This is a genomic window from Aureimonas sp. AU22, assembly GCF_001463745.1.
GTDB lineage: Bacteria > Pseudomonadota > Alphaproteobacteria > Rhizobiales > Rhizobiaceae > Aureimonas.
This window is the reverse complement of sequence record NZ_BBWJ01000004.1, coordinates 1-25,655: the sequence shown is the minus strand read 5'-3', so window position 1 is coordinate 25,655 and position 25,655 is coordinate 1. Positions and strand designations below refer to the sequence as shown.

Annotated in this window: 28 protein-coding genes; 18 read left to right on the top strand and 10 right to left on the bottom strand. The window is 68.4% G+C overall.

The genetic code is table 11. The features are described 5' to 3' along the window. Nucleotides 1-54: 54 nt before the first annotated feature. The 12 genes from AUL34_RS00630 to AUL34_RS00575 all read left to right on the top strand — a co-directional run bounded on the left by AUL34_RS00630 (nt 55) and on the right by AUL34_RS00575 (nt 12,667). The gene (locus tag AUL34_RS00630) at nt 55-417 is read left to right on the top strand and encodes a response regulator (RefSeq protein ID WP_274532641.1); all 363 of its coding nucleotides are present in this window, start codon (nt 55-57) and stop codon (nt 415-417) included. A gap of 53 nt (nt 418-470) precedes the next feature. Beyond that, complete coding sequence (locus AUL34_RS00625; protein ID WP_061929645.1) at nt 471-2,687, top strand: chemotaxis protein CheA; 2,217 nt, start codon at nt 471-473, stop codon at nt 2,685-2,687. 240 nt (nt 2,688-2,927) lie between these two features. Beyond that, nucleotides 2,928-4,871 (top strand): methyl-accepting chemotaxis protein, encoded by a 1,944-nt coding sequence (locus AUL34_RS00620; RefSeq protein ID WP_061929642.1) that lies wholly within the window; start codon nt 2,928-2,930, stop codon nt 4,869-4,871. A gap of 185 nt (nt 4,872-5,056) precedes the next feature. Further along, nucleotides 5,057-6,088 (top strand): glycine betaine ABC transporter substrate-binding protein, encoded by a 1,032-nt coding sequence (locus AUL34_RS00615; RefSeq protein ID WP_061929639.1) that lies wholly within the window; start codon nt 5,057-5,059, stop codon nt 6,086-6,088. A gap of 112 nt (nt 6,089-6,200) precedes the next feature. Next, on the top strand, nt 6,201-7,037 hold the full coding sequence (locus AUL34_RS00610) for a tetratricopeptide repeat protein (protein ID WP_082653053.1): 837 nt from the start codon (nt 6,201-6,203) through the stop codon (nt 7,035-7,037). Between the two features lie 19 nt (nt 7,038-7,056). Beyond that, entirely contained in the window at nt 7,057-8,466 is a 1,410-nt protein-coding gene (gene der, locus AUL34_RS00605; RefSeq protein WP_061929636.1) for a ribosome biogenesis GTPase Der, read from the top strand. Nucleotides 8,467-8,552: 86 nt separating this feature from the next. Then, nucleotides 8,553-9,707: a cell wall hydrolase gene (locus AUL34_RS00600; RefSeq protein ID WP_156420717.1), complete on the top strand. Its 1,155-nt coding sequence runs from the start codon at nt 8,553-8,555 to the stop codon at nt 9,705-9,707. Nucleotides 9,708-9,814: 107 nt separating this feature from the next. Then, the gene (locus tag AUL34_RS00595) at nt 9,815-10,156 is read left to right on the top strand and encodes an AtpZ/AtpI family protein (protein ID WP_061929630.1); all 342 of its coding nucleotides are present in this window, start codon (nt 9,815-9,817) and stop codon (nt 10,154-10,156) included. Nucleotides 10,157-10,434: 278 nt separating this feature from the next. Continuing rightward, nucleotides 10,435-11,184, top strand: a complete 750-nt coding sequence (locus AUL34_RS00590) for a F0F1 ATP synthase subunit A (RefSeq protein ID WP_055888552.1) — start codon at nt 10,435-10,437, stop codon at nt 11,182-11,184. A gap of 74 nt (nt 11,185-11,258) precedes the next feature. Then, complete coding sequence (locus tag AUL34_RS00585) at nt 11,259-11,483, top strand: F0F1 ATP synthase subunit C (RefSeq protein WP_055888550.1); 225 nt, start codon at nt 11,259-11,261, stop codon at nt 11,481-11,483. Between the two features lie 72 nt (nt 11,484-11,555). Next, entirely contained in the window at nt 11,556-12,173 is a 618-nt protein-coding gene (locus tag AUL34_RS00580; RefSeq protein WP_061929627.1) for a F0F1 ATP synthase subunit B, read from the top strand. Between the two features lie 11 nt (nt 12,174-12,184). Further along, a complete protein-coding gene (locus tag AUL34_RS00575; RefSeq protein WP_061929625.1) occupies nt 12,185-12,667 on the top strand; it encodes a F0F1 ATP synthase subunit B in 483 nt (160 codons plus the stop codon). Between the two features lie 381 nt (nt 12,668-13,048). Here the strand turns inward: AUL34_RS00575 and AUL34_RS00570 are convergent, their stop codons facing one another. Continuing rightward, entirely contained in the window at nt 13,049-13,756 is a 708-nt protein-coding gene (locus tag AUL34_RS00570) for a ribonuclease HII (protein ID WP_082653052.1), read from the bottom strand. 125 nt (nt 13,757-13,881) lie between these two features. Continuing rightward, on the bottom strand, nt 13,882-15,039 hold the full coding sequence (locus tag AUL34_RS00565; protein WP_061929622.1) for a PA0069 family radical SAM protein: 1,158 nt from the start codon (nt 15,037-15,039) through the stop codon (nt 13,882-13,884). A 131-nt stretch (nt 15,040-15,170) separates the two neighbouring features. Here AUL34_RS00565 and AUL34_RS00560 point away from each other — a divergent pair, with 131 nt between their 5' ends. Continuing rightward, a complete protein-coding gene (locus AUL34_RS00560; RefSeq protein ID WP_061929619.1) occupies nt 15,171-15,644 on the top strand; it encodes a hypothetical protein in 474 nt (157 codons plus the stop codon). Between the two features lie 7 nt (nt 15,645-15,651). Here AUL34_RS00560 and moaB read toward each other — a convergent pair whose 3' ends face one another. From moaB to AUL34_RS00540, 4 genes are all read right to left on the bottom strand, one after another. Further along, complete coding sequence (gene moaB / locus AUL34_RS00555; RefSeq protein WP_061929616.1) at nt 15,652-16,194, bottom strand: molybdenum cofactor biosynthesis protein B; 543 nt, start codon at nt 16,192-16,194, stop codon at nt 15,652-15,654. Then, on the bottom strand, nt 16,191-17,090 hold the full coding sequence (locus AUL34_RS00550; RefSeq protein ID WP_061929613.1) for a 4-(cytidine 5'-diphospho)-2-C-methyl-D-erythritol kinase: 900 nt from the start codon (nt 17,088-17,090) through the stop codon (nt 16,191-16,193). The genes moaB and AUL34_RS00550 overlap by 4 nt, the downstream gene beginning before the upstream one ends. Before the next feature lie 7 nt (nt 17,091-17,097). Beyond that, nucleotides 17,098-18,927 carry a tetratricopeptide repeat protein gene (locus AUL34_RS00545; protein ID WP_061929610.1) on the bottom strand — a complete coding sequence of 610 codons (1,830 nt, stop codon included), beginning with the start codon at nt 18,925-18,927 and terminating at the stop codon, nt 17,098-17,100. Nucleotides 18,928-19,085: 158 nt separating this feature from the next. Further along, nucleotides 19,086-20,099 (bottom strand): polyprenyl synthetase family protein, encoded by a 1,014-nt coding sequence (locus tag AUL34_RS00540; protein ID WP_061929607.1) that lies wholly within the window; start codon nt 20,097-20,099, stop codon nt 19,086-19,088. A gap of 144 nt (nt 20,100-20,243) precedes the next feature. Between AUL34_RS00540 and AUL34_RS00535 the strand changes: the two genes are divergently transcribed. From AUL34_RS00535 to AUL34_RS00515, 5 genes are all read left to right on the top strand, one after another. Then, a complete protein-coding gene (locus AUL34_RS00535; RefSeq protein WP_061929605.1) occupies nt 20,244-20,471 on the top strand; it encodes a DUF2007 domain-containing protein in 228 nt (75 codons plus the stop codon). Continuing rightward, nucleotides 20,464-21,231 (top strand): tRNA1(Val) (adenine(37)-N6)-methyltransferase, encoded by a 768-nt coding sequence (locus AUL34_RS00530; RefSeq protein ID WP_061929603.1) that lies wholly within the window; start codon nt 20,464-20,466, stop codon nt 21,229-21,231. Before AUL34_RS00535 ends, AUL34_RS00530 begins: the two co-directional genes overlap by 8 nt. A 33-nt stretch (nt 21,232-21,264) precedes the next feature. Further along, on the top strand, nt 21,265-22,149 hold the full coding sequence (locus AUL34_RS00525) for a S49 family peptidase (protein ID WP_061930529.1): 885 nt from the start codon (nt 21,265-21,267) through the stop codon (nt 22,147-22,149). Between the two features lie 71 nt (nt 22,150-22,220). Then, complete coding sequence (locus AUL34_RS00520) at nt 22,221-22,403, top strand: hypothetical protein (protein WP_244492398.1); 183 nt, start codon at nt 22,221-22,223, stop codon at nt 22,401-22,403. An 87-nt stretch (nt 22,404-22,490) separates the two neighbouring features. Then, the gene (locus AUL34_RS00515; protein ID WP_061929597.1) at nt 22,491-23,438 is read left to right on the top strand and encodes a glycine--tRNA ligase subunit alpha; all 948 of its coding nucleotides are present in this window, start codon (nt 22,491-22,493) and stop codon (nt 23,436-23,438) included. Nucleotides 23,439-23,525: 87 nt separating this feature from the next. On the opposite strand, the gene AUL34_RS00510 is transcribed toward AUL34_RS00515, so the two are convergent. From AUL34_RS00510 to AUL34_RS00495, 4 genes are read right to left on the bottom strand one after another with little or no spacing between them, the layout of a single operon-like run. After that, the gene (locus AUL34_RS00510; RefSeq protein WP_061929593.1) at nt 23,526-24,020 is read right to left on the bottom strand and encodes a hypothetical protein; all 495 of its coding nucleotides are present in this window, start codon (nt 24,018-24,020) and stop codon (nt 23,526-23,528) included. A 10-nt stretch (nt 24,021-24,030) separates the two neighbouring features. Further along, nucleotides 24,031-24,528, bottom strand: a complete 498-nt coding sequence (locus tag AUL34_RS00505; protein ID WP_061929590.1) for a hypothetical protein — start codon at nt 24,526-24,528, stop codon at nt 24,031-24,033. Further along, a complete protein-coding gene (locus AUL34_RS00500) occupies nt 24,495-24,902 on the bottom strand; it encodes a hypothetical protein (RefSeq protein ID WP_061929586.1) in 408 nt (135 codons plus the stop codon). Before AUL34_RS00500 ends, AUL34_RS00505 begins: the two co-directional genes overlap by 34 nt. Then, a complete protein-coding gene (locus tag AUL34_RS00495; RefSeq protein ID WP_061929583.1) occupies nt 24,893-25,372 on the bottom strand; it encodes a hypothetical protein in 480 nt (159 codons plus the stop codon). The genes AUL34_RS00500 and AUL34_RS00495 overlap by 10 nt, the downstream gene beginning before the upstream one ends. Nucleotides 25,373-25,655: the final 283 nt, after the last annotated feature.

Here is a 25,655-nt window from a genome sequence, read left to right as displayed (position 1 = left end):
AATTTCTGCCGGCTACAGTAAACCAATGAGACCGATTTCAGAAAGGAACCGGTAGTGAAGACGATCCTGACCGTAGACGACTCGCGGACGATGCGCGACATGTTGCGCGCCGCGCTCGCGGGCGCCGGCTTCGACGTCGTGCAGGCGGAGGACGGTGTCCATGGCCTCGAGGTCCTGGCCGGCTGCGATCCCGACGTGATCGTGACCGACGTGAACATGCCCCGCATGGACGGCCTGACCTTCATCGAGCAGCTGCGTGCCGACGCCGACAAGCGCGCGATCCCCGTTCTGGTGCTGACCACCGAGAACGACGCGCAGAAGAAGGCGCGCGCCAAGGCCGCCGGCGCCACCGGCTGGATCGTCAAGCCGTTCGATCCCAAGAAGCTCGTCGACGCCATCAACCGCGTCGCGCCGTAAGCTTCCGTCTCGCAACAGAAACTCCTTCGAAGCCGAATTCAAGGGACCCGTCCATGGACACGATGGCCGCCATTCGCGCCACCTTCTTCGAGGAGTGCGCCGAGCAGCTCCAGGAACTGGAGGCGGGCCTTCTCGCCATGGAGGGCGGGCAGACGGACTCCGAAACGGTGAACGCCGTCTTCCGCGCCGTTCATTCGATCAAGGGCGGTGCCGGCGCGTTCAACCTCGACGCGCTCGTCCAGTTCGCCCATGCCTTCGAGACCGTGCTCGATCTCGTGCGCTCCGAGCGGCTCGAGGCCGACCAGGCCGTGGTGCGCGTGCTCCTGCGCTCGGCCGACGTCCTGACCGATCTCGTCACCGCGGCCCGCGACGGCGGCACGGTCGAACCGTCCCGCCCGCAGGGGCTGATGGCCGAGCTTTCCGTCCTGGCGGGGGGCGGCGGTCATGCCGCTGGTGCCCCGGCCGCCCATGCACCGGCCGCCGTCATGGCGCCGGCCGAGGAGGAGGTGGAGTTCGTTCCCGTCGCGGTGGACTTCAGCGACATGTTCTCCGCTGCCGGGCAGGACGTCACGTACCGTGTCCGCGTCCAGCCCAAGCCCTCCCTCTACGAGCACGCCAACGACGCCGCCCGCCTGATCCGCGAGACCCTGGCTCTCGGCACCGGCACGGTCACCTGCCATTCCGACGAGTTGCCGGACCTCGCCGAGCTGGAGCCCGAGGGTGCCGCTCTGTCCTGGACGATCGAGATCACCACCGCGGCCGGCGAGGCCGCGATCCACGAGATCTACGAGTTCGTGGAAGGCGACTGCGACATCACGGTGGAGCACGCCGACGACGACACGCCGCAGCTCAGCGGCGACGATCTCGACGCGCAGATGGCAGCGCTGCTCGGCTCGATCGGGGGAGGCAACTCCGTCCCTTTCGTCGATGAGCTTGCCCAGGCGGATACGCCCGAGCAGGCTCGCCCCGACGTCGTCGCCCTAACGCCGGCCGCCCCCGTCGCGCCCGCAGCGTCGGCCCCCACCGCCGCCGCCGGCGACGGCGCGGCCGACAAGGGTGTGCCCGCCGGACCGGTTCCCACCATCCGCGTCGATCTGGAGCGTGTCGATCGCCTGATCGATCTCGTGGGCGAGCTGGTGATCCACCAGGTGATGCTCTCGCAGCGCGTCATGCAGGCGGGCCTCACCCGCGCTTCCGACATCGCGATCGGCCTCGACGAGCTCGAGCAGCTGACCCGCGAGATGCAGGACAGCGTCATGGCGATCCGGGCGCAGCCCGTGAAGTCCGTGTTCCAGAAGCTGCCGCGCCTCGTGCGCGAAGTCGCCGAGCGCACGGGCAAGAGCGTGCGTCTCGTGACGGAAGGCGAGTACACCGAAGTCGACAAGACGGTGATCGAGCGTCTCTCCGACCCGCTCACCCACATGATCCGCAACGCGATCGACCACGGACTGGAGACGCCCGAGGGCCGCATCGCCGCAGGCAAGCCGACCGAGGGCGTGGTGCGCGTGGCCGCCATGCACCGTTCGGGCCGCATCGTGATCGAGATCTCCGACGACGGCGCCGGCATCAACCGCAAGGCCGTCTTCGACATCGCCGTGTCCAAGGGCCTCGTGCCTGCCGATGCGCAGCTGTCGGACGACGAACTCGACAACCTCGTGTTCCTCCCGGGCTTCTCGACGAAGAAGGAAGTCTCCGAACTGTCCGGTCGCGGCGTCGGCATGGACGTCGTCAAGCGGTCGATCCAGGCGCTCGGCGGCCGGGTGACGATCACATCGCGTCCGGGCAAGGGGTCGCTCTTCTCCATGAGCCTGCCGCTGACGCTGGCGGTGCTCGACGGCATGATCGTCTCGTGCGGCGAGCACACGCTGGTCGTCCCGATGACCGCCATCATCGAGACGCTGCGTCCCAAGCAGAACGAGGTGAAGCCGTTCGGCGGCGACCAGCGCGTCATCAACGTGCGCGACAGCTTCCTGCCGCTGATCGACGTGTCGCGCCAGCTCGGCTACCGGCGCGAACCGACCGACGCACTGGCCGGCGTCGCGATCCTCGTCGAGGCGGAGAACGGCCAGCGTTCCGCGCTCCTCGTCGACAGCATCCAGGGGCAGCGCCAGGTCGTCATCAAGAGCCTGGAGGCGAACTACGGCCGGGTGGCGGGCATCGCCGCCGCCACGATCCTCGGCGACGGCCGGGTGGCCCTCATTCTCGACATCGACGCCGTGGCCGCCTCCACGCGCTTCGAGAACGGGATTGCTGCGATGGCCGCGGAATAGTCGCAAGACCCTATACGGCCTACAACCTTGAAGCGCCGCTGGCACACGCTGGCGGCGTTTTTGCGTGTTGCTCGCGATCGACTTGAAGGACACATCCGTACGCAAGGTTCGGAACCGAAGAATGCGCGACCGGAACGCTGCGATATTTAGCATTTACTATGGATTGCGTGTTTCCTTCAAAGGAGCCGGCTGTCGCCGGTCCGCCAGCCGTCGGTATCCCTCCTGCTTCGAGCCAATCCCATGATGCTTTCCCATATTTCCATCGGCAAGAAGATCATGGCGAGCTTCGCGGCCATGGTGGTCGGCTCCGCCGTCATGGGCGCCGTCGTCTACGGAACGATGACGAGGATCGAGGACGCACGCCAGGCGCGCATGGTCGTCAGCGACGGCGCCAACGACGCCATTCTCCTGCGCATGCTCGTCACGCGCCAGGAACTGTCGATGCGCGGCTACATCCTCGTGCCGTCCGACGACATGATCAAGAAGGTCGCGACCCACTACGAGAACTTCCGCAAGACGGCCGCCAAGCTCGACGGCACGGCCCTTGATCCGACTGTCAAGGACATGATCCGGACGGCCGTCGCCGGCATGGACGTCTGGCAGGCGCAAGTCGCCCAGGTCGCGATCCGGCTCGCGAGCAATCCCGCCACCATCGCCCAGGCCGGTCCGTTCGTGCGGTCCGACAAGGCGGACGCCTTCATCGATCCGATCGAGACCGCCATCGATTCCGCCGTCGCGGCTTTGCGCGATCGGGCTGCGGCGCTGGCGAGCGAGCAGCGCAGCGCCTACGAGCGCGGCATCACCGAGATACTGACCGCCCTCGGACTGCTGCTGGCGGCGGGCTGCCTTTTCGGCTGGCTGCTGATCCGCGCGATCTCCTCGCCGGTGGTCAGTCTGCGCGACGTGATGGGTCGGCTCGCGCGCGGCGAGCGTGAGGTCACGGTGCCTTCGCTCGATCGGGGCGACGAGATCGGCCAGATGGCCGGTGCCGTCGAGACCTTCCGCATGGCGGCCGTCGAACAGGCGCGGCTCGAGGCCGAATCGTCCGCGATGCGCGAGGCCCAGACGGCCGAACGCGAGCGCGTCGTCGCCGCCGAGCGCGCGGCCAAGGCCGAGCTTCAGGTCTTCGTCGACAGCGTGCAGGGAGGCTTCGCCCGCCTGTCGAACGGCGATCTCACCGTTCGGCTCGACGGGGATGTCGCCGAGCAGTACCGCCCGATCCGCGACCAGTTCAATGCGTCCGTCGAGCGGCTGGAGGGCACGCTGGGTTCGGTCGTCACCGCGATCGGATCGCTGCGCAACGGCCTCGGCGAGATCAACGTCGCCTCCAACGATCTCGCCCAGCGCACCGAGCAGCAGGCGGCAAGCCTCGAGCAGACGGTCGCCGCGCTCGCCGAGGTGACCCGTGCCGTCAACGAGACGGCGGACGGAGCCGGACGCGCGTTGAAATCGGCCGAAAGCGCCAACCGCAACGCGGCCAAAGGCGGCGAGATCGTCGGACGCGCGGTCACCGCCATGCGCGCGATCGAGGAGTCGTCCGAGAAGATCGGCCGCATCATTGGCGTGATCGACGAGATCGCCTTCCAGACCAACCTCCTGGCGCTGAACGCCGGCGTCGAGGCCGCGCGCGCCGGCGAGGCGGGCCGAGGCTTCGCCGTGGTGGCACAGGAGGTGCGGGGTCTCGCCCAGCGCTCGGCCGAGGCCGCCAAGGAGATCAAGGACCTGATCCAGGCCTCCGGCACGCAGGTGGAAGCGGGCGTCTCGCTCGTCACTGCGTCCGGCAAGAGCCTCGACGACATCATCGCCGAGGTCGGCGAGGTCAGCCGTACGGTGGCCGAGATCGCCACGCGCACCCGCGAGCAGGCCGTCTCGCTTCGCGAAGTGCAGACGGCGGCCGACCAGATGGACAAGGTCACGCAGCAGAACGCCGCGATGGTGGAAGAGGCGACCGCGGCCGCCCAGACCCTGGCCGCCGAGACGGACGAACTCGCCCGCCTCATCGGCGAGTTCAAGCTCTTCTCGAACCAGGGCCATTCCGGCCAGCTCCAGCGCGCCACCCGCCGCGAGGCGCCTCGCGCCGCCGCTGTGCAGCCCACCCGACCCGTGGTCCAGATGCGTTCTGCGGGCCGGGGCGGCGCCGCACCGCTCGCCTCCGCCGCGACCGACGGCTGGGAAGAGTTCTGATCCCTTTCGCGGGAGATGCCGAACGACAGGCGCCGGACGGTCCCCCCGTCCGGCGTTTCGCGTCATGGGGAGGCCGCGCCCCGTGACGCCACGAAATCGGCACGAAACGAAGGCAGGTCAGATAGGGGCGACCGCCGCGCCATCGGTCGGTCCCGCCAGCCCGTGTCCGAGTTCGAAGGGTCGAGATGACATCCGCCTGCCGCTTCGCAGCGTTCGTTGCCCTGGCTCTCCTTGCTCTTGCCATGCCCGATCGGTCTCGGGCCGCCGCGCCGCCGACCAGTTGCGGCAAGGTGCGCATCGCCGCGATGAACTGGGGCTCGGCCGAGGTGATGGCAGCCATCGATCGCTTCATCCTGCGCTACGGATTCGGCTGCGACGCGGTGCTCGTGCCCGGCGACACGATGAGCACGTTCGAATCGATGACCACGCGCGGCGAGCCTGACGTCGCGCCCGAGGTCTTCGTCAACCAGTTTCGCGGCGAGCTCGACGAGGCGGCCGGTCGCGGCCGCATCGACTACGGCGCCAAGGTCCTGTCGGACGGTTCGCAGGAAGGCTTCTGGATCCCGCAATACCTCGCGGACGCCCATCCCGAGATCCGCACCCTGTCGGACGCGCTGGCCCGGCCCGAACTGTTCCGGTCCGGCGAGGCGTCGGGGCCGGAGGCGGGGCAGGGGGTCATGCACAATTGTCCGCTCGGCTGGGGCTGCCAGATCATGGTGGAGAACCTCTTCCAGGCCAACCGGGCCGCGGAAAAGGGTTTCCGGCTCGCGCCGAGCGACAGCTCCGCCGCCCTCGACGCGTCGATCGCGGACGCCTTTGCCGAGCGACGGGGGTGGATCGGCTACTATTGGTCGCCGACTGGGATCCTGGCGCGCTATCCGATGAAGCGGCTCGCCTTCGACGTGCCGTTCGACCGCGACGAATGGCTGCGCTGCACCACGCAGCCCGACTGCGCCGACCCCAAGCCCAACGCCTGGACGCCGGCCGACGTCTATACGCTCGTGTCCGGCCGCTTCGAACGCACCGCCCCCGAGGCCATGCGCTATCTGTCGGCCCGGTCCTGGAACAACGCCACGGTGAACCGGGTCCTCCTGTGGAAGGAGGACAACGCCGCCGACGGCGAGACGACGGCGCGTCATTTCCTGCGATCCTACCCTTCGATCTGGCGTGGCTGGCTGCCGCCTGCCGCCGCCGAACGCGTCGCGCGCGCCCTGTAAAGGGTCCCGGCGGAGCCCATGGCTTCCGCTGGCGGCAAAAATCGTTCAAAAGCGCAAGCTGATCCGGCCCGGCCATGCCGGCCTTCCCTCGCAGTGCCAAGGTTGAGCGTCCATGAGCAATGACACATTCGTTCGCGAGGTGAACGAGGAGCTTCGCCAGGAGCGTGTCCGCGCCTTGTGGGTCCGCTACGGCACCGCCGCGGTGATCGCCTCCGTCCTCATCGTCCTCGGCGTCGCGGGCTATGTCCTGTGGCAGCGTTACCAGGCGAGCGTCGCCGCGGCCGACGGTGATCGCCTCCTCCAGGCGACCGCACTTTACTCCGAGGGCAAGACGGACGAGGCCAACGCCATCCTCGACGCCCTGGCGACCAACGGCGTCAACGCCTATCCGGCGCTGGCGAAGCTGCGCCTGGCCGAAGCGCGGGAGGCCGGCGACCCGGCCGCCGCCGTCGCCGCCTTCGACGAGGTGGCCAACACGAACGGCGCTCCGCAGGGCCTTCGCGACATGGCGGCGGTGCGCGCCGCCTATATCCTCGTCGATCACGGCTCGCTCGCCGACGTGCGCGGCCGCGTCGAGCGCCTGACCGGCGACGCCGAGCCCCTGCGCTTTCCCGCCCGCGAGGCGTTGGGTCTGGCGGCGTGGAAGGCCGGCGACCTCGAGACCGCGCGCACGATGTTCGATCAACTGCAAGAGGACCTCGGCGCCCCGGCCGGCATCCGCCGCCGCGCCGGACTGATGGGAGAGCTGATCGCGGCCTCCACGCCCGCAGCGCCTGCTGCTGCCGCGCCCGCGACCCCAGTGACGGAAACGCCTGCGACATCCACCCCCGCGGCCCCGGCCGCCGAGCCCGCAACGCCGGCACCCGCCGCGCCGGCTGAAACGCCCGCTCCTTCGCCGGCGACGCCCCCTTCGGCACCCGCGCCCGCGCCTGCCCAGCCCCCGGCCTGACGGGAGCTTCGAGGAACACATGGTCACCATCGCCATCATCGGACGGCCGAACGTCGGCAAGTCCACCCTGTTCAACCGCCTCGTCGGCCGCAAGCTCGCGCTGGTGGACGACCGTCCGGGCGTCACGCGCGACCGGCGCGAGGGCGAGGCGCGCCTTCTCGACCTCGACTTCCGGGTGATCGACACGGCCGGTCTCGAGGAAGCCGGTGTCGAAACCCTGGAAGGGCGCATGCGTGCCCAGACGGAGCTGGCGATCCAGGACGCCGACCTGTCGCTCTTCGTCGTCGACGCCAAGTCGGGCGTCACGCCGCAGGACGAGACCTTCGGCGATCTCCTGCGCCGGCGTGGCAAGCCGGTGGTGCTGGTGGCCAACAAGTCCGAGGCGCGGGGCTCCGATACCGGCTTCTACGACTCCTACTCGCTCGGCCTCGGCCAGCCCTGCGCCATCTCGGCCGAACACGGCGAAGGCATGGGCGACCTGCGCGATGCCATCGTCGAGGCTCTGGGCATCGAGGCCTTCGAGGACCCCGACGCCGCCGATGCCGACCCCGAGGCCGCCATCGAGTTCGACGAGGACGGCGAGCCGATCGAGCGCTACGACGCCACGAAGCCGCTCAACATCGCCATCGTCGGCCGTCCCAACGCCGGCAAGTCGACGCTGGTCAACCGCTTCCTCGGCGAGGACCGGCTGCTGACCGGACCCGAGGCCGGCATCACGCGCGATTCGATTTCGGTCGAGTGGGAATGGCGCGGCCGCCGGGTGAAGATGTTCGACACGGCCGGCATGCGCCGCCGCGCCCGCGTGCAGGAGAAGCTGGAGAAGCTCTCCGTTGCCGATGCGCTGCGCGCCATCCGCTTCGCCGAGGTGGTGGTGATCGTCTTCGACGTCACCATTCCCTTCGAGAAGCAGGACCTGACGCTGGTCGACCTCATCGCGCGCGAGGGGCGCGCGCCGGTCCTCGCCTTCAACAAGTGGGACCTCGTGGAGGACCGACAGGCGGTGCTCGCCGACCTTCGCGAGAAGACAGAGCGCCTCCTGCCGCAGGTGCGCGGCGTCAAGGCCGTCACCGTCGCGGGCGCGACGGGGGAGGGGCTCGACCGCCTGATGAAGGCGATCACCGAGACGCACGAGACTTGGAACCGGCGCATCTCGACGGCCAAGCTCAACCAGTGGCTGGAGCGCATGGTCTCGCACCATCCGCCCCCCGCCGTGTCCGGCCGGCGCGTCAACATCAAGTACATGACCCAGATCAAGACCCGGCCGCCGACCTTTATCCTCCACACCTCGCGCCCCGAGGCCGTCGGCACCGCTTACACGCGCTACCTCGTGAACGGCCTTCGCGAGCAGTTCGGCCTGACGGGCATCCCGATCCGGATGACCATGCGCAAGTCGGACAACCCCTATGCGCACAAGGCCAAGAAGTTCTGAGGAACCCCGCTTCTCCCGCTCATTAACCGATCGATAAGGTTAATGGGTGATGTTCGACTTCCGATGGAACCTTGCGGAAGCCGATCATGACGAATGCGAAGCGTGGCGCCCGCCGGGGGGCAAGGACATCCCTAGCCCGCCACGCCGCGTTCCGTCGTCTGGTGCTGTCGCTCGGTGCGGCGCTTGCCGCGCTGCCGGCGCTGCCGACCACCTTGACCAACACGAGCCTTGCCCTCTTCGATTCGGCGTCCGATCTCGCGTCGCCGCTGCTGACGCTCTCCGCCTTCGCGAGCGATCCCGCGTTCGAGGACGCCGAGCCCGATATCGCCATGATTCCCGCCGACGGCGCGGTGTATGTGCGCGACGACGCGGGGCGTGTCCCGGCGCAAAGGGGAGGGCGCGTCGGCCCGCGTCCGCTCGCTGCGGTCCAGCCGAAGTTCGCCGCCGGCGCGATCTTGTCGCCGAACGGTCTCCTGCGCCCCGGCCTCGCGCTCGGCGACGACGAGATGCGCACGGCGCTCGCCGGCCCGATGCCGGCCGGTGGCCCCATCCGCATCGCCGCCTTCCGTCGCTCCGGCGACGACGTGCGCCTTCCGTCCGCGTCGGATGCGGTGCAGGTCGCGGCGCTCGCGCCTGCGGCGGCGTCGAAGACGATCCCCGCCGGCAAGGCCGACGCGCTGCAGACGCTCGCGGCCTATGCGCCGGCAGCCGCTCCCGGCAGTTCCAGCCTGTTCGACGCGGTGCTCCATCCGACGGGGCGCGACTTCGTGCCGCCGATCGGCGAGAAGGACCATTCCTGGGCCGCGTCCATCCTCCCGGCGTCTTCCTTCACCGAGAAGGAACAGACCTGCCTTGCCAAGGGAATCTACTTCGAGGCGCGCGGCGAAAGCGAGAAGGGGCAGGCCGCGGTGGCGCAGGTCATTCTCAACCGCGTCCGCAACCCCGCCTATCCCAAGACCATCTGCGGCGTCGTCTACCAGAACCAGGACTGGAAGAATCGCTGCCAGTTCTCCTTCGCCTGCGACGGCATCAAGGACGTCATCTGGAGCAAGCGCGCCTACGGCACTGCCAAGCGCATCGCCGGCGAGACAACGCGCGGCGAAACCTGGTTGCCCGAGGTCGGCTCGGCCACGCACTATCATGCGACCTATGTGAAGCCGCGCTGGGCGGCGACCATGCAGAAGGTCGACAAGATCGGCCTTCATATCTTCTACCGCACCTTTGGCGGCGGCTGGCGCTGACGAACCGCCTACCGCTCGCACCTCGCCTGCCATACATGCAGAAGAGCGCCGACGATTCCGTCGGCACACGATGATGTGAAGGGCGCCCGACCACGGGCGAAGAGGCGATGGACGACCGCACGGACAAGACCGATGCCGAACTCGCCGAGGACCGCGCCCGCCTCAAGGCCCGGCTCGACCATTTCAAGGCGACGCAGAAGACGATCCTTCCCGAGACGGACGGCAAGCCCGGCTCGATGCAGGGCATGGCGCAGGGGCTCAAGATCGCCAGCGAGTTCATCGCGGGCGTCGTGGTGGGGGCGGTGATCGGCTACGGCATCGACCAACTCTTTGGAACGACGCCGTTCGGCCTGATCGTCTTTCTGATGCTGGGCTTTGCGGCCGGCGTCATGAACGTCATCCGCTCCGCCAGCCAGCCGACGCCGCCGGCGGATCCGAATTCACGTTAAAGAGAGTATGTCGGACGCCGCGGGCGACGCCCCGGAGAGGCGTTTCGGGACCGAACGACGTGCCGAACGCGGTCGACCCCGGCCCCACCGGCGCCTATCGGCAACGACGGCGGTGGCGGAAAGCACCGCCGGACCGACCCGGCGGACTTTCGAAGCACTCTCGCAAACGATCGGACGGGGACAGAGCCGGCATTTCGCCCTGCAGGGTGTTGCGAAGCGCGGTTGAGGACGCTATGGCAGTCTCGCTCCGAGAGGGCGAGCATAAGAGGACCAAGCGTTTGGCGAACGATCCCCTTCATCAGTTTCAGATTTCTCGGCTGGTTCCGATCGAAATCGGCGGGGTCGATTTCTCGTTCACCAATTCTTCGCTCTTCATGGTCGCGACTGTCGCGGTAGCGACGGGCTTCCTGTATTGGTCGACGCGCGGCCGCGGCCTCGTGCCCAGCCGCTCGCAGTCGGTCTCGGAACTCTCCTACGAATTCATCGCCAGCATGCTGCGCGACGCTGCGGGATCGAAGGGGATGAAGTTCTTTCCCCTCGTGTTCTCGCTGTTCATGTTCATCCTGGTGGCGAACCTCCTCGGGATGTTCCCGTACTTCTTCACCGTCACCAGCCATCTGATCGTCACCTTCGCGCTGGCGCTCCTCGTCATCGGCACGGTGGTGGTCGCCGGCATCAAGGGCCACGGGCTCGGCTGGTTCAAGGTGTTCGTTCCCTCCGGCGTTCCGGCGGCGGTGGTGCCCTTCGTGGTGCTGATCGAGATCATCTCGTTCCTCTCGCGCCCCGTTTCGCTCTCGGTTCGTCTCTTCGCCAACATGCTGGCGGGCCACATCACGCTCAAGGTCTTCGCCGGCTTCGTCACCTCGCTCGGCGCACTCGGCGCCGTGGGTGTCGGCGGCGCCATCCTGCCACTCCTGATGACGGTCGGCATCACGGCGCTCGAGTTCCTCGTGGCGTTCCTGCAGGCCTACGTCTTCGCGGTGCTGACCTGCATGTACCTCAACGACGCGGTCCACGTTCACCACTGACCGTTTCGCCCTCGTCACGCGGCCGTCTCGGTCGCGGGCCTCAATCCCCGCACGATCCACTAAAGGAGTTTCTCATGGACGCGGAAGCTGCACGTTACATCGGCGCTGGTCTGGCTTGCTTCGGCATGGCCGGCACGGCCCTCGCTCTCGGCAACATCTTCTCGAGCTTCCTCACCGGCGCGCTGCGCAACCCGTCGGCTGCCGACGGTCAGTTCGGCCGCCTGATCTTCGGCTTCGCCGTCACGGAAGCTCTGGGCATCTTCTCGCTGCTCATCGCGCTGCTGCTGCTCTTCGTCTAATCGACGTTTTTCGGGATTGTGCAGCCGGCCGCCCCGGACGGGGCGGCCGGACCCGTATCATCTGAGGTGGACATGTTCGTCACGGAAGCTTTCGCGCAGACAGAGGGTGCGCCTGATGGGCATGGAACGCCTTTGACGACCGCACCCACTCCCGGAACCTCCGAAGCCATCGGCGTGCCGGAAGGCGCGCACGAAGCGGGCGGAACCTTTCCGCCGCTGAACCCTGAATTCTTCGCCTCGCAGATCCTGTGGCTGGCGATCACCTTCGGCGTCTTCTACTACATCCTGTCGAAGACGATCGTTCCGCGCATCGCCGCCGTTCTCGAGAACCGCCGCGAGCGCATCGCCGCCGACCTCGAGGCCGCCGAGCGCATGCGCGCCGATGCCGACGAGGCGCAGGCCGCCTACGAGCAGGAACTCGCGAGCGCCCGCGCCAACTCGCAGAAGATCGCCGGCGAAGCCCGCGATTCGGCTCGCTCGGGCGCCGACGCCGAGCGCAAGCGCATCGAGGGCGAACTCGATGCGAGGCTCGACGCCGCGCAGAGCCGCATTGCCGAGATCAAGGCCCGCGCGCTCGCCGACGTCGACACCATCGCGACGGAAGCCGCCGAGGCCATTCTGACCGAGCTGACGGGCACGGACGTGCCGCAGCAGGATGTGGCCGCGGCCGTTCGCGCCGTCCGAGCCTGAGGAGCTGAACCATGCATTTCGATGCAACCTTCTGGGCGCTGATCGGCCTCATCCTGTTCCTCGCCATCGTCGCCTACTTCAAGGCGCCGGCCATGGCCGCCCGCTCGCTCGACAACCGCGCCAAGCGGATCGAGAACGAGATGGAAGAGGCGCGTGAACTCAAGGAAGAGTCCAAGCGCCAGCTGGCCGACTACCAGCGCCGCCGTCGCGAGGCCGAGGCCGAGGCGCGCGAGATCGTCGCCAGCGCCCAGCGCGAGGCCCAGGCCCTCGTCGAGGAGGCCCGCGTCAAGAGCGAGGAATACGTCGCTCGCCGCACGCAGGTCGCCGAGCAGAAGATCGCCCAGGCCGAGGCCGACGCGATCGCCGAGGTTCGCGCCTCGGCCGTGAACATCGCGATCGACGCCGCAACGCGCATCATCACCGAGCGCAACCTCGGCGGCGACGGCCGGATGACGGACCAGTCCATCGAGGAAGTGCGCCGTCGGCTCAACTGAGCCCGTCCGTTCTTTTGAAGCAATCGAGCCGCCCTCCTGGGCGGCTTTTTTGTTGCCTCAAAACCCGTGAAGCACGATTGGCGTCTGCGTCCGGACAATGCGTTGGACAACCGCCGAGACTACGTCCGGTGGACCCATAACACCGGTTGGGCAGCCGGGCATGCGCGGTCGGGATTGCGCTTCCCTTAGGATGTCCCGACAAAAGCCGGTCGGGGAATTCGGTCCCGGATGCCGGTCATCCCAGCGCTACCGATATTCGTCATAGCGGCTCATGGGTTCCCCGCGGCAAGGGCAGGAAGCCATCGTGTCTTTGAGGCACGATCGAGAGAATGTTATCGATCGGGTGAAGGCGAAGCGCTCGCGGGAGCCGCAGTCTGCGCCTCAGCTGCCTCGCGACAGCCTCGCGGCGATCGGCGCGAAGCTGCGGCGGTGATGTGCGCAAGGTCCGTCCGTCTCGATCACTGCCATATGTGCAGCCGTGCCGTAGCCCATGTGGCGGCCGAAACCGTAGGCGGGATGCGCCGTGCAGAGCCGCGTCATCATGCGGTCGCGCGTGACCTTCGCGACGATGGATGCCGCGGCGATCGAGAGCGACTGTGCGTCCCCGCCGATCACGGCCGCCGCCGGACAACCAAGCCGCGGCGGCACGTCGCGCCCGTCGATCAGCGCGTGCGCGGGCGGAACGGCAAGTCCCGCCAGGGCGCGCCGCATCGCGTTCAGCGTCGCCTGCCGGATGTTGACCCGGTCGATCTCCGCTGCGCCGGCCGTCCCGACACCGACCTGCGCGGTCGCCAGGATTTCCACGAACAGTCGTTCGCGCTCGTGCGCTTTCAGCTTCTTCGAGTCGTTGAGACCTTTTGGGACATGGCTGAGATCGAGGATCACAGCCGCCGCCACCACCGGCCCGGCAAGAGGCCCCCGGCCGGCCTCGTCGATCCCCGCGATCCGCTCGAAGCCGAGCGCCCGGAGGCCACGCTCCAGCGCGTCGCTCGGCGAGCCGATGTCGGAGCGCGGAAGCACGGTGGCGAAAAGGGAAGGGAGCGAAGGATCGGAGATGCGGCTGGTCATGGTGCGGCGACCCTGACGCATTCTCCGATCCTTCTCAAGCGCGACGGCGGGTTGGCGAGCCGTTGCGCTCGTGGCGGCGGCGGAACGGGGAAGACCGCCGGCGCCGTTCGCCCGGGTGCGGCTCCGGGCGATCCGTCAGGCCGCGTTCAGAGCAGCGACAGCTGAACGCCGCCGCCCCTCGGCGCGCGGAATAGATCGGTCCGCAGCTTGGAGCGTTCGATGTTCAGCTCCAGCCGCTTGGCCGCCAGCTCGAAGCGGCGCTTGATCTGCTGGGCATAGGGTCCCTTGCCGGTCATCCGCTGACCCCATTCGGGATCATAGTCCTTGCCGTCTCGCATCGAACGCAGAAGCGTCATCACGTGCCGGTAGCGGTTGGGATAGTGGCGCAGCAGCCATTCCTTGAAGAGCGGCGAGACCTCAAGCGGCAGGCGCAGGAGCACGTAGCCGACCTCCCGGGCGCCGGCTTCAGCCGCCGCCTCCAGAAGCCGCTCGATCTCCGAATCCGTCAGTCCCGGAATGATCGGCGCCGTCATCACCATGGTCGGGATCCCCGCCTCGGTGAGCTGGCGCACGGCGTCGAAGCGCTTGGCGGGCGTTGCCGCGCGAGGCTCCATCAGCCGCGCCAGCTGCCGATCCATCGTGGTGACGGAAACCGCCACGCGCGCCAGCCCCTTGGCCGCCATGCGCCCGAGGATATCGATGTCGCGTGTCACAAGCGCCGATTTGGTGACGATGCCGACCGGATGGTTGGCGCGCTCCAGGACTTCGAGGATCTCGCGCATGATGCGCCGGGTCTTCTCGATCGGCTGGTAGGGATCGGTGTTGGTGCCGATCGCGATGGAGCGCGGCTCGTAGCCCGGCTTCGACAGCTCGTCCTCGAGAAGCTGCGCCGCGTTCGGCTTGGCGAAGAGCTTGGATTCGAAATCGAGGCCAGGCGACAGGCCCATATAGGCATGGCTCGGCCGCGCGAAGCAGTAGACGCAGCCGTGCTCGCAGCCGCGATACGGGTTCACCGAGCGGTCGAAGGAGATGTCGGGCGACTGGTTGCGCGTGATGATCGTGCGCGCCGTCTCGTTCTGCACCTCCGTGCGGAAGGGCGGCAGCTCGTCGATGGTCGCCCAGCCGTCGTCGAAGGCGGCGCGCGAGAACGGCTCGAAGCGACCGGACGGGTTCAGCCCCGCGCCGCGCCCGCGCCGACGGTCAAAGCCGACGCGCAGGCCCGACTGGTTCAGCATGTGGTTTGCCATATCGACGCCGCGGGCGGGGCCCAGCGCTGCGCGATCGATGCTGCGGATCTCGGACATGGGATTGAGTTCTCTTCGGATGCGATCCCGTTATGACCAGGATCCTAATCTCGGTGGAAGAACAATACAAGAACAAAGAAGAACGAAGGTGGAAGCTGGCGGCTCGCGCTGCCTTGGGCTAACGCAGGGGTATGCTGACCGTGCTGATCCATCATGCCGACGACCCCGCCGCCTTCGCGCAGACCCTCACGCCGCTCGTCTCTGGCGCTGTCGAGGGCATCCTGCGGGATGTGGTGGTGCTGGACGCGCAGGACGAGTCCGTGCGACGTGTCGCCGATCATGCCGGCTGCCGTCTGGCTGCGACGGTCGACGTGCTCGCCGCCCCGGACCGTTTGAAGGGCGAATGGATCCTGATCGTGCGTTCGGGGGTCCATCTGCCGGACAACTGGATCGACCGCGTCGCGCGCCACGCCGCGGGGCGGCCCGGCGCGGCGGCTGCCCGCCTGCCAGTCCCGCAGGCCGGCGTCTTCGATTGCCTGTTCGGCCGCCCCCGAGGCGCAGTGCTGGTGTCCCGCGCGGCTCTTGCGGCGGCGGCGCCCGCGAGCGGCGGCCAGATCGATCGCCTGCTGCGCGCCTTGCGACCGCGGCGGATGCCGCGGGGGTGACGGGTCTCTACGCCGAACGACCGCCGCGGCGCAGGTGCTCGTCGAGGCGCGGCATGATCTCGACGAAGTTGCAGGGGCGGTGCCGGTAGTCGAGCTGCGCGCCGAGGATGCCGTCCCAGCCGTCGCGGCAGGCGCCGGGCGATCCCGGCAGCGCGAAGACGAAGGTCGCATTGACGACGCCCGCCGTCGCCCGGGACTGGATGGTGGATACCCCGATCTTCTCGAAGGAAATGCGGTGAAAGACGGCGGAGAAGCCGTCCATCCGCTTGTCGAAGATCGGCTCCAGGGCTTCCGGCGTCACGTCGCGCCCGGTGAAGCCCGTGCCGCCCGTCGTGATCACGACATCGACGGCAGGATCGCGCGACCAGCCGAGCACCACGTCGCGGATCGCTTCGATGTCGTCGGGCACGATGCGCCGGTCCGCGAGCGCATGGCCCGCGGCTTCCAGCCGTTCCGCCAGGGTGTCGCCCGATCGGTCGTCGGCGGCCGTTCGCGTGTCGGACACGGTGAGAACGGCGATCGAAAGGGGAACGAAGGTCCGCTCGGTCATCGGCTCTGCTCCGTCAGCCTGGAGGCCATCACCCACCAGCGGGGATGGGCGGCGGCGATGGCCCGTTCGGCCGCTCGACATGCGGCGTCGGTCTCGAAGAGGCCGAACACGGTCGCGCCCGAGCCCGACATCCGCGCAAAGCGCGCGCCGCCGGTCGTTACGGCGCGAACGGCGTCCTCGATCGCGGGGGCGAGCGCGATGGCGGGCGGCTCCAGGTCGTTCCGCGTGGCTGCGAGATACCGGGCAAGGCTTTCAAGATCGGGAAAGCCCTCGGCGGGCGGAGCCGGGAGGAGGGGATTGTCGCGTCGGGACAGACCTGCGAAGACGGACGGCGTCGAGACCGGTACGCCCGGGTTGACGAGCAGGACGGGCAGGGCCGGCAGCGCCCCGAGCCGCTCGCCGCGCTCGCCGATGCCGCGCACCACGGCCGCTTCGCCCGCGAGGCACATCGGAACATCGGCGCCGAGCGCGACGCAGCGCTCGGACAGAAGGCGCCGGAGCGCGGGATTGCGCGCGGCGATCCATGCGAGCAGCGCCCCGGCGTCGGCCGAGCCGCCCCCGATGCCGGCCGCATGCGGCAGGTGCTTCGTCAGCCGGATCGACAGCGGCGACAGGCGCACCCCGGCGGTCGGGGCCAGTTCCTGCGCCAGTGCCAGCGCCTTGAGGACGAGGTTGTTCGCGTCGGTCGGCACGCCCGCGCCGAGCGGCCCGTCGACGATCAAAGCGTCGCGAAACCCCGGCGCGATCTCCAGCCGGTCGCCGAAATTTGCGAAGGCGACGAGGCTTTCCAACTCGTGGTAGCCGTCGGCCCGGCGCCCGACGACGTGCAGCGCCAGGTTGATCTTGGCGCGCGCCGTGACGGTGCCGAGGAAGGGGACGTGGACGAAGGCGTCCATGCCCCGGTCAGTTCGACGCCTTGGGCTCGGAGGTCTCCCCGGCGGCCGCGGTCGGCGCCGGCTCGGCTTTCGCCGTGTCGGCTACGGGTCCGAGACCCTCGGCCAGCTTGCGCTTGATCTTCTCGACCTCGGTCGCTTCGGGCGCGGGATCGCCCACCAGCGCGCGGTTCCACTGGAAGCGCGCCTCGCGGCTGCGGCCGACGCGCCAGTAGGCGTCACCGAGGTGGTCGTTCAGCGTCGGGTCGGCGGGCATGATAAGGACCGCGCGCTCCAGCTGCTCCACCGCCTCGTCGAACCGGCCGAGGCGATAATAGGCCCAGCCGAGCGAATCGATGATGTAGCCGTCGTTGGGACGCAGGTCGACGGCGGTGCGGATCATGTTCAACCCCTCGTCGAGGTTGCGGTTCATGTCGACCCAGGAATAGCCGAGATAGTTGAGGACCTGCGGCTGGTTGGGTTCGAGTTCCAAGGCCTTGCGGAAGTCCGGCTCGGCCTTGTCCCATTGCTTCTGCCGCTCGAAGGCGATGCCGCGCTGGTAGTAGATGTTCCAGATGTTCGGGGCGTCGGCGGGCGCCAGCGTCAGCGCCTTGTCGAGCATGGTGACGGCTGCGGCATATTCCTTGTCGGCGGCGAGCACGTCGGCCAGCGCCAGATGAGCCTGCAGGTCGTTGGGATAGCTTTCCACGGCCTTGCGAAGGTGCACCTTCGCCTCGTCCTTGCGTTCGGCCTGCCAGAGGTCGAGGCCCATCTGCAGCTCGGCCGTGCGCCGGTAGGGCGAGCCCTCCGGGATCTGCTGGTAATAGGAGATCGCGAGGTCGATCTGCTTGGAACGGTCGGCGACACCCGCGAGCGCCGTCAGCAGTTTCGGATCGGCCTTGTTGGCCACCGCCTTGGCGAACTGGAAGTAGAGGAGGGCGACATCCTGCCCGTCGCCGCGGTTGATCGCCTGGCCGAGGATGTAGAGCGTCTCGGCGGCGCCCGCCTGCGCGTCCGCCACCGGCGCGGCGACTTCCTTGTCCCCGCGGATCGCCGCCTCGAGCTGCGTCAGGGGCTCGTAGGAAGGCGCGAGCTCCAGGCCCTTGGCCACGGCGTCCAGCGCCTGCTGCTTGCGTCCCGCACGCGCCTCCAGCCGCGCGAGGGCCTCGGCGCCGGCGAGATAGGCGTCGACGGAGGTCTGAGCCGTGCTCTGGTCCGAGATCAGCGCGCCCAGCGACGAGCGCGCACGGTCGAGATCGCCGCTGAGCCCGGCGATCAACCCGGTCTGGTACTGGTTGAAGGCGGCGAACCAGGTGGCGCCGCGCAGGTCGTCGATGCGGCGGATCGCTTCGGCCGCGCGCCCGGCGCCGACATCGGCCCAGGCCGAGAGATGGGCGACGAGCAGCGCGTCGAGGTCGCTGGTGTCGCGCAGCTTGAGGGACTCGATGGCGGCGTCGAAGCGGCCGGCGTGCAGTGCATCCAGCGCCACCGCGATCTGCGCCACCTTGCCGACGGTCTCGTCGTCCACGAGCTTGGCGGCCAGATCCACGCCGTCCCGGAACCGCCCGTCGGCCAGATAGGCGAACATGGCTTCCTGCTGCAGGACGTCGGAGGTCGGGTCGAGCCGCAGCGCCTCGTCGTAGTAGTCGGCGGCGATGCCCGGCTGGCGGTTTTCACGCGCCAGCTTGGCGGCGAGATAGGCGCCCGACAGGGACTGCACGTTGACGCTCGCCCGCTCGGTGCCGGTGGCCGGCTTGTCCTGCGCGGCGGGCTCCGCCGTCTGTGCGCTGGCGGGTGCGGCCAGGACGGTGGCGGCCAGGGCGGCGGCCATGGCGATCCGCGAGATCAGCGTTCTATCCACGTCGAACTTCCTCTTTCCCGACCCCCGCCGGCGCCACGGCGCTGGCATCAGCGCGCTCGTTCGCCCGGTGGCATGCGCCCAAGTGACGGGCGTTCACCCGTGTCCGCGTTCAGAATGTCTAATTTGCGACCGCGCGCGTGGCCAGCCGCTTCGGGGGATCAACGGATCCGCTCGACCGAAAAGGCCACCACCGCGTCCAGCGCGTCGCGATACGGCCCGTCGGGCAGCACGCCGAGGGCGCCCGACGCGCGCCGCCCGTGCTCGCGCGCCCGCGCCTTCGTCGCCTCCAGGGCGCCGTGCCGCGTCAAAAGCTCGCGGGCCCGAGCCAGCGCCGCTTCGTCGTTGCGACCGTCTTCCATGGCCGAACGCCAGAACGCCCGCTCGGCCTCGTCGCCGGCGGCATGGGCGAGGATCACCGGCAGAGTGATCTTTCCTTCGCGGAAATCGTCGCCAACGTTCTTTCCGAGATCGTCGGCCGAGCCGCCGTAGTCGAGGACGTCGTCGACGAGCTGGAAGGCGAGGCCGAGATGCAGGCCGTAGTCGCGCATGGCCGCCTCGAAGTCCGCGCCTGCACCGGCGATCACCGGGCCGACTTCAGCGGCCGCCGCGAAAAGCGCCGCCGTCTTGGCACCGATCACCGCCATGTAATCGGCTTCGGTGGTGGTCATCTGCTTGGCGGCCGACAACTGCCAGACCTCGCCCTCGGCGATGACCGCAGAGGCGTTGGAGAGGATGGCCAGCGCCCGCATCGAGCCGACCTCGACCATCATCTTGAACGCCTGGCCGAGGAGGTAGTCGCCCACCAGCACGCTCGCCTGGTTGCCCCAGATCGTGCGCGCGGTCTTGCGCCCGCGCCGCAGGTCGCTCTCGTCTACCACGTCGTCGTGCAGCAGCGTCGCGGTGTGGAGGAACTCGACGCTGGCGGCCAGCTTCACGTGGTTCTCGCCGCGGTAGCCGAAGGCGAGCGCGGAGGCGAGCGTCAGGATCGGCCGCAGCCGCTTGCCGCCCGAGGAGATCAGATGCTCGGCGATCTCGGGGATCAGTTCGACGTTCGACCCCGCCATGGACAGGATCAACGCGTTGACGCGATCCATGTCCGCGCGCGTCAGGCCGAGGATCGGGTCGATCGAGGCGACCGCACTCGTCTGATCCAGGGGGCGGGCAAGGGTCACTGGACATCTCCGTATCGCTGCGCGCGCAATAGCCGGGTGGGCGTTGGGCGGCAAGTGCGTAAAGTGGTGCGCCGGCCCGATCGGGCGACCAATGCTGTCGCGCGGCTTGCGCGCCACGGCGGTTTGAGGGCACTGAAGGGAGCCATGATCGAACTCCTGCGCTCCAACGATCCCGTCCTTCTATCCTTCACGCAGGCGCTACTGCGCGATTCCGGGATCGTCCATCTCCTGGCCGACAGCCACATGAGCGTCCTCGATGGCTCGATCGGCATCCTGCCGCGCCGCCTGCTCGTCGACGGCGACGAGATCGACCAGGCCCGCCGCCTCCTCACCGATGCCGGACTGGCGCACGAACTCTCCGACCGTGCCTGAACCCTTCCACGCCGAAGACGTCACCTGCGACGCCTTTCTCGGCGGGGCGTTCCATCTTCTTCAGCCCGCGCGGGGCGGCCTGCGCTCCGGCGACGACGCCCTGCTTCTGGCCGCCACCGTTCCGCCGGGGCAGGGGGGGCACGCGACCGACCTCGGCTCCGGCTCCGGCGCGGTGGCGCTGACGCTGGCCTTCCGCGCGCCCTCCTTGAGCGTCACGCTGGCCGAGCGCGACCCAGTCATGGCGGATCTTGCCCGCCGCACCCTCGCCCTGCCGGAGAACGCGCACCTCGCCCCGCGGCTCGCGGTCGCCGAACTCGATGTCCTGTCCCCGCGCAGCGTCCGCGAGGCGGCCGGCCTGGCCGACGCCGCCTTCGATCTCGTCGTCACCAATCCGCCGTTCCACCCGGCCGGCGGGCGCGTCTCGCCGGATGCGATGCGGGCGGGCGCCAAGGGGGTGCCGGACGCCGCCTTCACCATCCGCTGGATCATGGTCGCCGCCGCGCTTCTGCGGCATGGCGGCGCATTCCGGATGATCGGCCGCCCGGAGCAGATTCCCGCCATCGCCGAGGCCTGCCGCAACCGCCTGGGCGGCCTCGCCGTGCGCGCCGTCCATGCCCGGGCCGACGCCGCGGCCGTCCGGATCCTAGTCGCTGCCACCCGCGGCTCGCGCGCGCCCCTGCGCCTCCTGCCGCCCGTGGTGCTCGAACCGCCCACACGCGATGCCCTGTCGGCGGGCCATCTCGCCATCGCGATGGCGTGAGGCGCCTTGGCGCGAGCCGCCCGCAATCCCTACATGCCGGGCGACACGTTCTCCAGGAAAGCCGCCCCCTTGCCCAACCCGATCGCCCGACTGATCCCGAAGCGTTTCCGCAAGACCGACACCGTCATTCCCGTGGTGCGGCTGAACGGGGTGATCATGGCCGGCGGCTCGCCGCTCCGTTCCTCGATCAACCTCGCCTCCGTCGCCCCGCTTCTCGAGAAGGCCTTCGCCCACAAGGACGCGCCGGCGGTCGCCATTTCGGTGAACTCGCCGGGCGGCTCGCCTGTCCAGTCCCGGCTCGTGTTCCAGCGCATCCGAGATCTCGCCGAGGAGAAGAACAAGCGGGTGATCGTCGCCTGCGAGGATCTGGCGGCGTCGGGCGGCTACATGATCGCCTGCGCGGGCGACGAGATCGTCGCCGACCCGTCGTCCGTCGTCGGCTCGATCGGCGTCGTCTCCGGCGGCTTCGGTTTCGTCGATCTAATCGGCAAGCTCGGCATCGAGCGCCGCGTCCACACGGCCGGCCAGAACAAGGCGACCCTCGACCCCTTCCGCCCCGAGCGGCCGGAGGACGTGGAGCACCTGAAGGCCCTGCAACTCGACGTCCACCGCACGTTCATCGATCTCGTCCAGTCGCGGCGCGGAGCCAAGCTCGCCGACCACCCCGACCTCTTCACCGGCCTCTTCTGGTCCGGCACGCGCGGTCTGGATCTCGGACTCGTCGATCGGCTCGGCGACCTGCGCACCGTTCTGCGGGAAACCTACGGCCCCAAGGTCAAGCTTGCGGTGATTCAGCCGAAGCGCGGGATTCTCGCACGGGGCCGGGGCGGAGCCGCCGCGTCGTTCGCGAGCGCCGCAGTCGAGGCCGCCTTCTCCGCTGCCGAGGAGCGAGCCCTCTGGGCCCGCTACGGCCTCTGAGCCTGTCTGCCGCCTTGCCTTGGCCCGAAAGCGCCGAAATACTGGGGAACAGGTGAATCATGGTCGATCCGATGCCCATCCTCCTTTTCGGCCTCGTCGGGGCCGCCGCCCTCTTCGGCTACCGCCAGCTCCGCCAGGAGACGGCGCGCGTGGTCGAGCGCAACCGCCGTGCGGAAGCCGAGACCCGCACCGGTGCGCACGGCACCTTGGAGCGCGGCACCGACGGTGTCTACCGCATCCGCCGCGACGACTGAGCGCGAAGGCTTGACCCCGGAAAGCGGAGCATGGCAACTCGCGCGGCATAAGAGTGCCGCGTCGAAAACAGCCAGGGTCCGCCGCCGATGTCCGAACTCGCCGATCACATGCGGCCCGAACGCTCTTTCCAGGGGCTGATCCTCGCGCTTCACCGCTACTGGGCGGACTACGGCTGCGTCGTGCTGCAGCCCTACGACATGGAGGTCGGCGCCGGCACTTTCCATCCCGCCACCACCTTGCGCGCGCTCGGCCCCCGCCCGTGGAACGCGGCTTATGTCCAGCCATCGCGCCGACCCAAGGACGGCCGCTACGGCGAGAACCCCAACCGCCTGCAGCACTACTACCAGTATCAGGTCATCCTGAAGCCCAACCCGCCCAACCTCCAGGAACTCTATCTCGGCTCCCTGAAGGCGATCGGCGTCGACATGGCGCTGCACGACATCCGCTTCGTCGAGGACGACTGGGAGTCGCCGACGCTCGGCGCCTGGGGCCTCGGCTGGGAGTGCTGGTGCGACGGGATGGAGGTCTCGCAGTTCACCTACTTCCAGCAGGTCTGCGGCATCGAATGCGCCCCCGTGGCAGGCGAGCTGACCTACGGCCTCGAGCGCCTCGCCATGTACGTGCAGAACGTCGACAACGTCTACGACCTCAACTTCAACGGCCGCGAGGGCGCCGAGAAGGTGACCTACGGCGACGTCTTCCTCCAGGCCGAGCGCGAATACTCCCGCTTCAACTTCGAGATCGCCGACACGAAGATGCTGCTCCAGCACTTCGACGACGCCGAGCGCGAATGCGCCGCGATCCTGAAGGCCGGCGCGCCCGACGCCCTCGGCGCCCTCCACCGCTGCGTCCTCCCGGCCTACGACCAGGCCATCAAGGCCTCCCACGCCTTCAACCTCCTCGACGCCCGTGGCGTCATCTCCGTCACCGAACGCCAGAGCTACATCCTGCGCGTGCGCACGCTCGCCAAGGCCTGCGGCGAGGCGTTTTTGGCTACGGAAGCCGGCGGGGCGGGGTGGAAGGCGGCGGCCTGACCTAGCGATTTGCGAAATCGGACCCAGTAGCACCTTCCTGAGCGGCGGCGAGGCCTGCCGCCATCCGATGCTCGGTCGCCGGTCAACCTATTCACAGCGGATCGTCGGGATCGCCTGATAGGTTCCTGCGGAGAAAGAACCGCTCGTCTTCGTCGCCGTCAAGGCGAGATCGATCGTCTGCGTGCCGTTCAGGATGATGGCCGACAAGAGGTTGAGGAGCGACGCGTTGCCCTGCGGCAGAACCTGCCCCGTGAACACCACGTTCGCGTCGCTGTTCGGCGGGGCGGACGAAAAGTTCGTCGGCGGCACGAACGTCACGTGAAAGCAGTTCACCTGTGCCACGAGACTGCATGTCAGATGGGGGAAGGAACCGTTGATCAGCGTCGTGACGCTTGCTCGGGCCGCTCGTCCACCGGGGTTCGTCGACGACAAGGTTCGAAGGTCGGCCGAGGCCGTCAGGACACCCGGCGAGGTGACGACGATGGTGCAGGAGCCGATGCGCACATCCACAAGGGCGGACGCCGGCAGCGCCATCGTCACAAGCCACGTCAGCGCAACCATGGTCAGCCGTAGCGCAGCCATCGGCGGACGCTCACTTGCTTTTCTGCTTGCCATCGGTCCACCCCGTATCCGCCCAGCGCACTTCCTGTGCCGTCGGTCCGGCAGAGGCCGTCGAGGTTGCGACGGCGTCGGATTGTCCACCGGTGACGCCCATCTGCAGAAGCTTCAACTCTGCCCGCAGCCGAGCGATTTCGAGGTCGTAGAGTTCCGCACAGTTCACGCGTCTGCCTCCGCCGCCCAGCGGGATGACCACACGCCCGTAGGTTGCGACATCGCCGTTGCGATTGTTCGATCCGTTGATCGCGCCGACGTCGAGGTAGGCTCCCGATCCTCCGACCGCGGAGCGGCACGTGGTGCCGTCAGCTGCCCGCACCTCGTCCTGCCCCTGGGGGAGTGAGACGCCCGGAAGGTTGAATCCGCTCTGGCTCTGGTTGAGATAGTAGATGTCTTCGGCCAACGACGGGGTGGAAACGAGGCCTGCTAGAAGCGTTGCGATCAGGACGCGCGCTTGCCGAGGAACTTGCCACATATCTGTGCCCTCACTTGAGTCTGCGAATTGGGGAAGGGAATGCTTTCGGCGCACACGCGAACCTTTCGCTCGCGGCGTCCGTCGAACGGAATGGCGACGATGACCGGTCGCGAGGCGCCCGAAGCCAGCATCACGGGACTGGCCGAGATGCGTACTCCACCAACCGGCGCGAAGTCCTGATCGTAGACGCGCACGTCCACGCGGATCGGGCGATCGTAGGGGTTCGACGGGAAGATCCGGACCGCAAAGGCGTCGCTGACGCTGACGACCTCGCCGCGCATCGGTGTCATGGACTGCGCGAGGGCGGCGCCGGATACGACGGACGCCGCAAGCGCCCCCGCGACGGCGGAAAGGAGCGCTCCCGTCACTCGCATCGCACCGTCACCGTCGCTGCGTAGGCACCGCCCATGAACGTGTCGATCCCCGACTTCGTGCCGGTGAGGTTGATATCGACGTTGCGGGTGCCTGCCCCGGTCATCAGTGTCGAGACGCCGGTCTCGGTCACCACCTGCGCCCCGCTCATTGAATAGGTCGGCGTCCAGATCGTCGTGCTGGTGTCCGTCGAAGGAGCGGTTGCCGATGAAACGGCGTCCAGGCTGACGCGTACGCCACCCGTCGTCGTGACGTCCACCTTTGCCGGAGTGCCGCCCGGATTCTTCGAACTCAAATTACTCAGCGAACCGTTGGCGGTCAGTGTTCCCGTTCCGTTGACGACGTTCACGGCGCAGGTCGTCGCGACGTTCCCGGTGAAGGTCACTGTGTTTGTCGCCGACTGCGCGTCGAAGGGGAGGAGTCCGCCGGCCAAGGCGGTGGTGATGAGGATGGCTTGCCGGTTGGATGACATTTGGTCGCTCGGTCGTTGCGTTAACGACCTAAACGTCACACGCGAGGCGTGTCTGTAACTTGCGGTTGATATCTAACCACGTATGGTTATCATCACTTAGGTATAGCTGTGACCTTTTCGTGGGTATACGGCGCCCTATTTCGGCACCTATCCGAAGGCATCGATTTTCGGTCCCGTCGCGTGATGACGCAACAGGCTCCTCGCTTCCGTCGTATCCGAAGGGAAATAATCCCCCCGGATCAGCTCATCACTCCACACGTTCTACCCGTCCTTTCGCACCTCG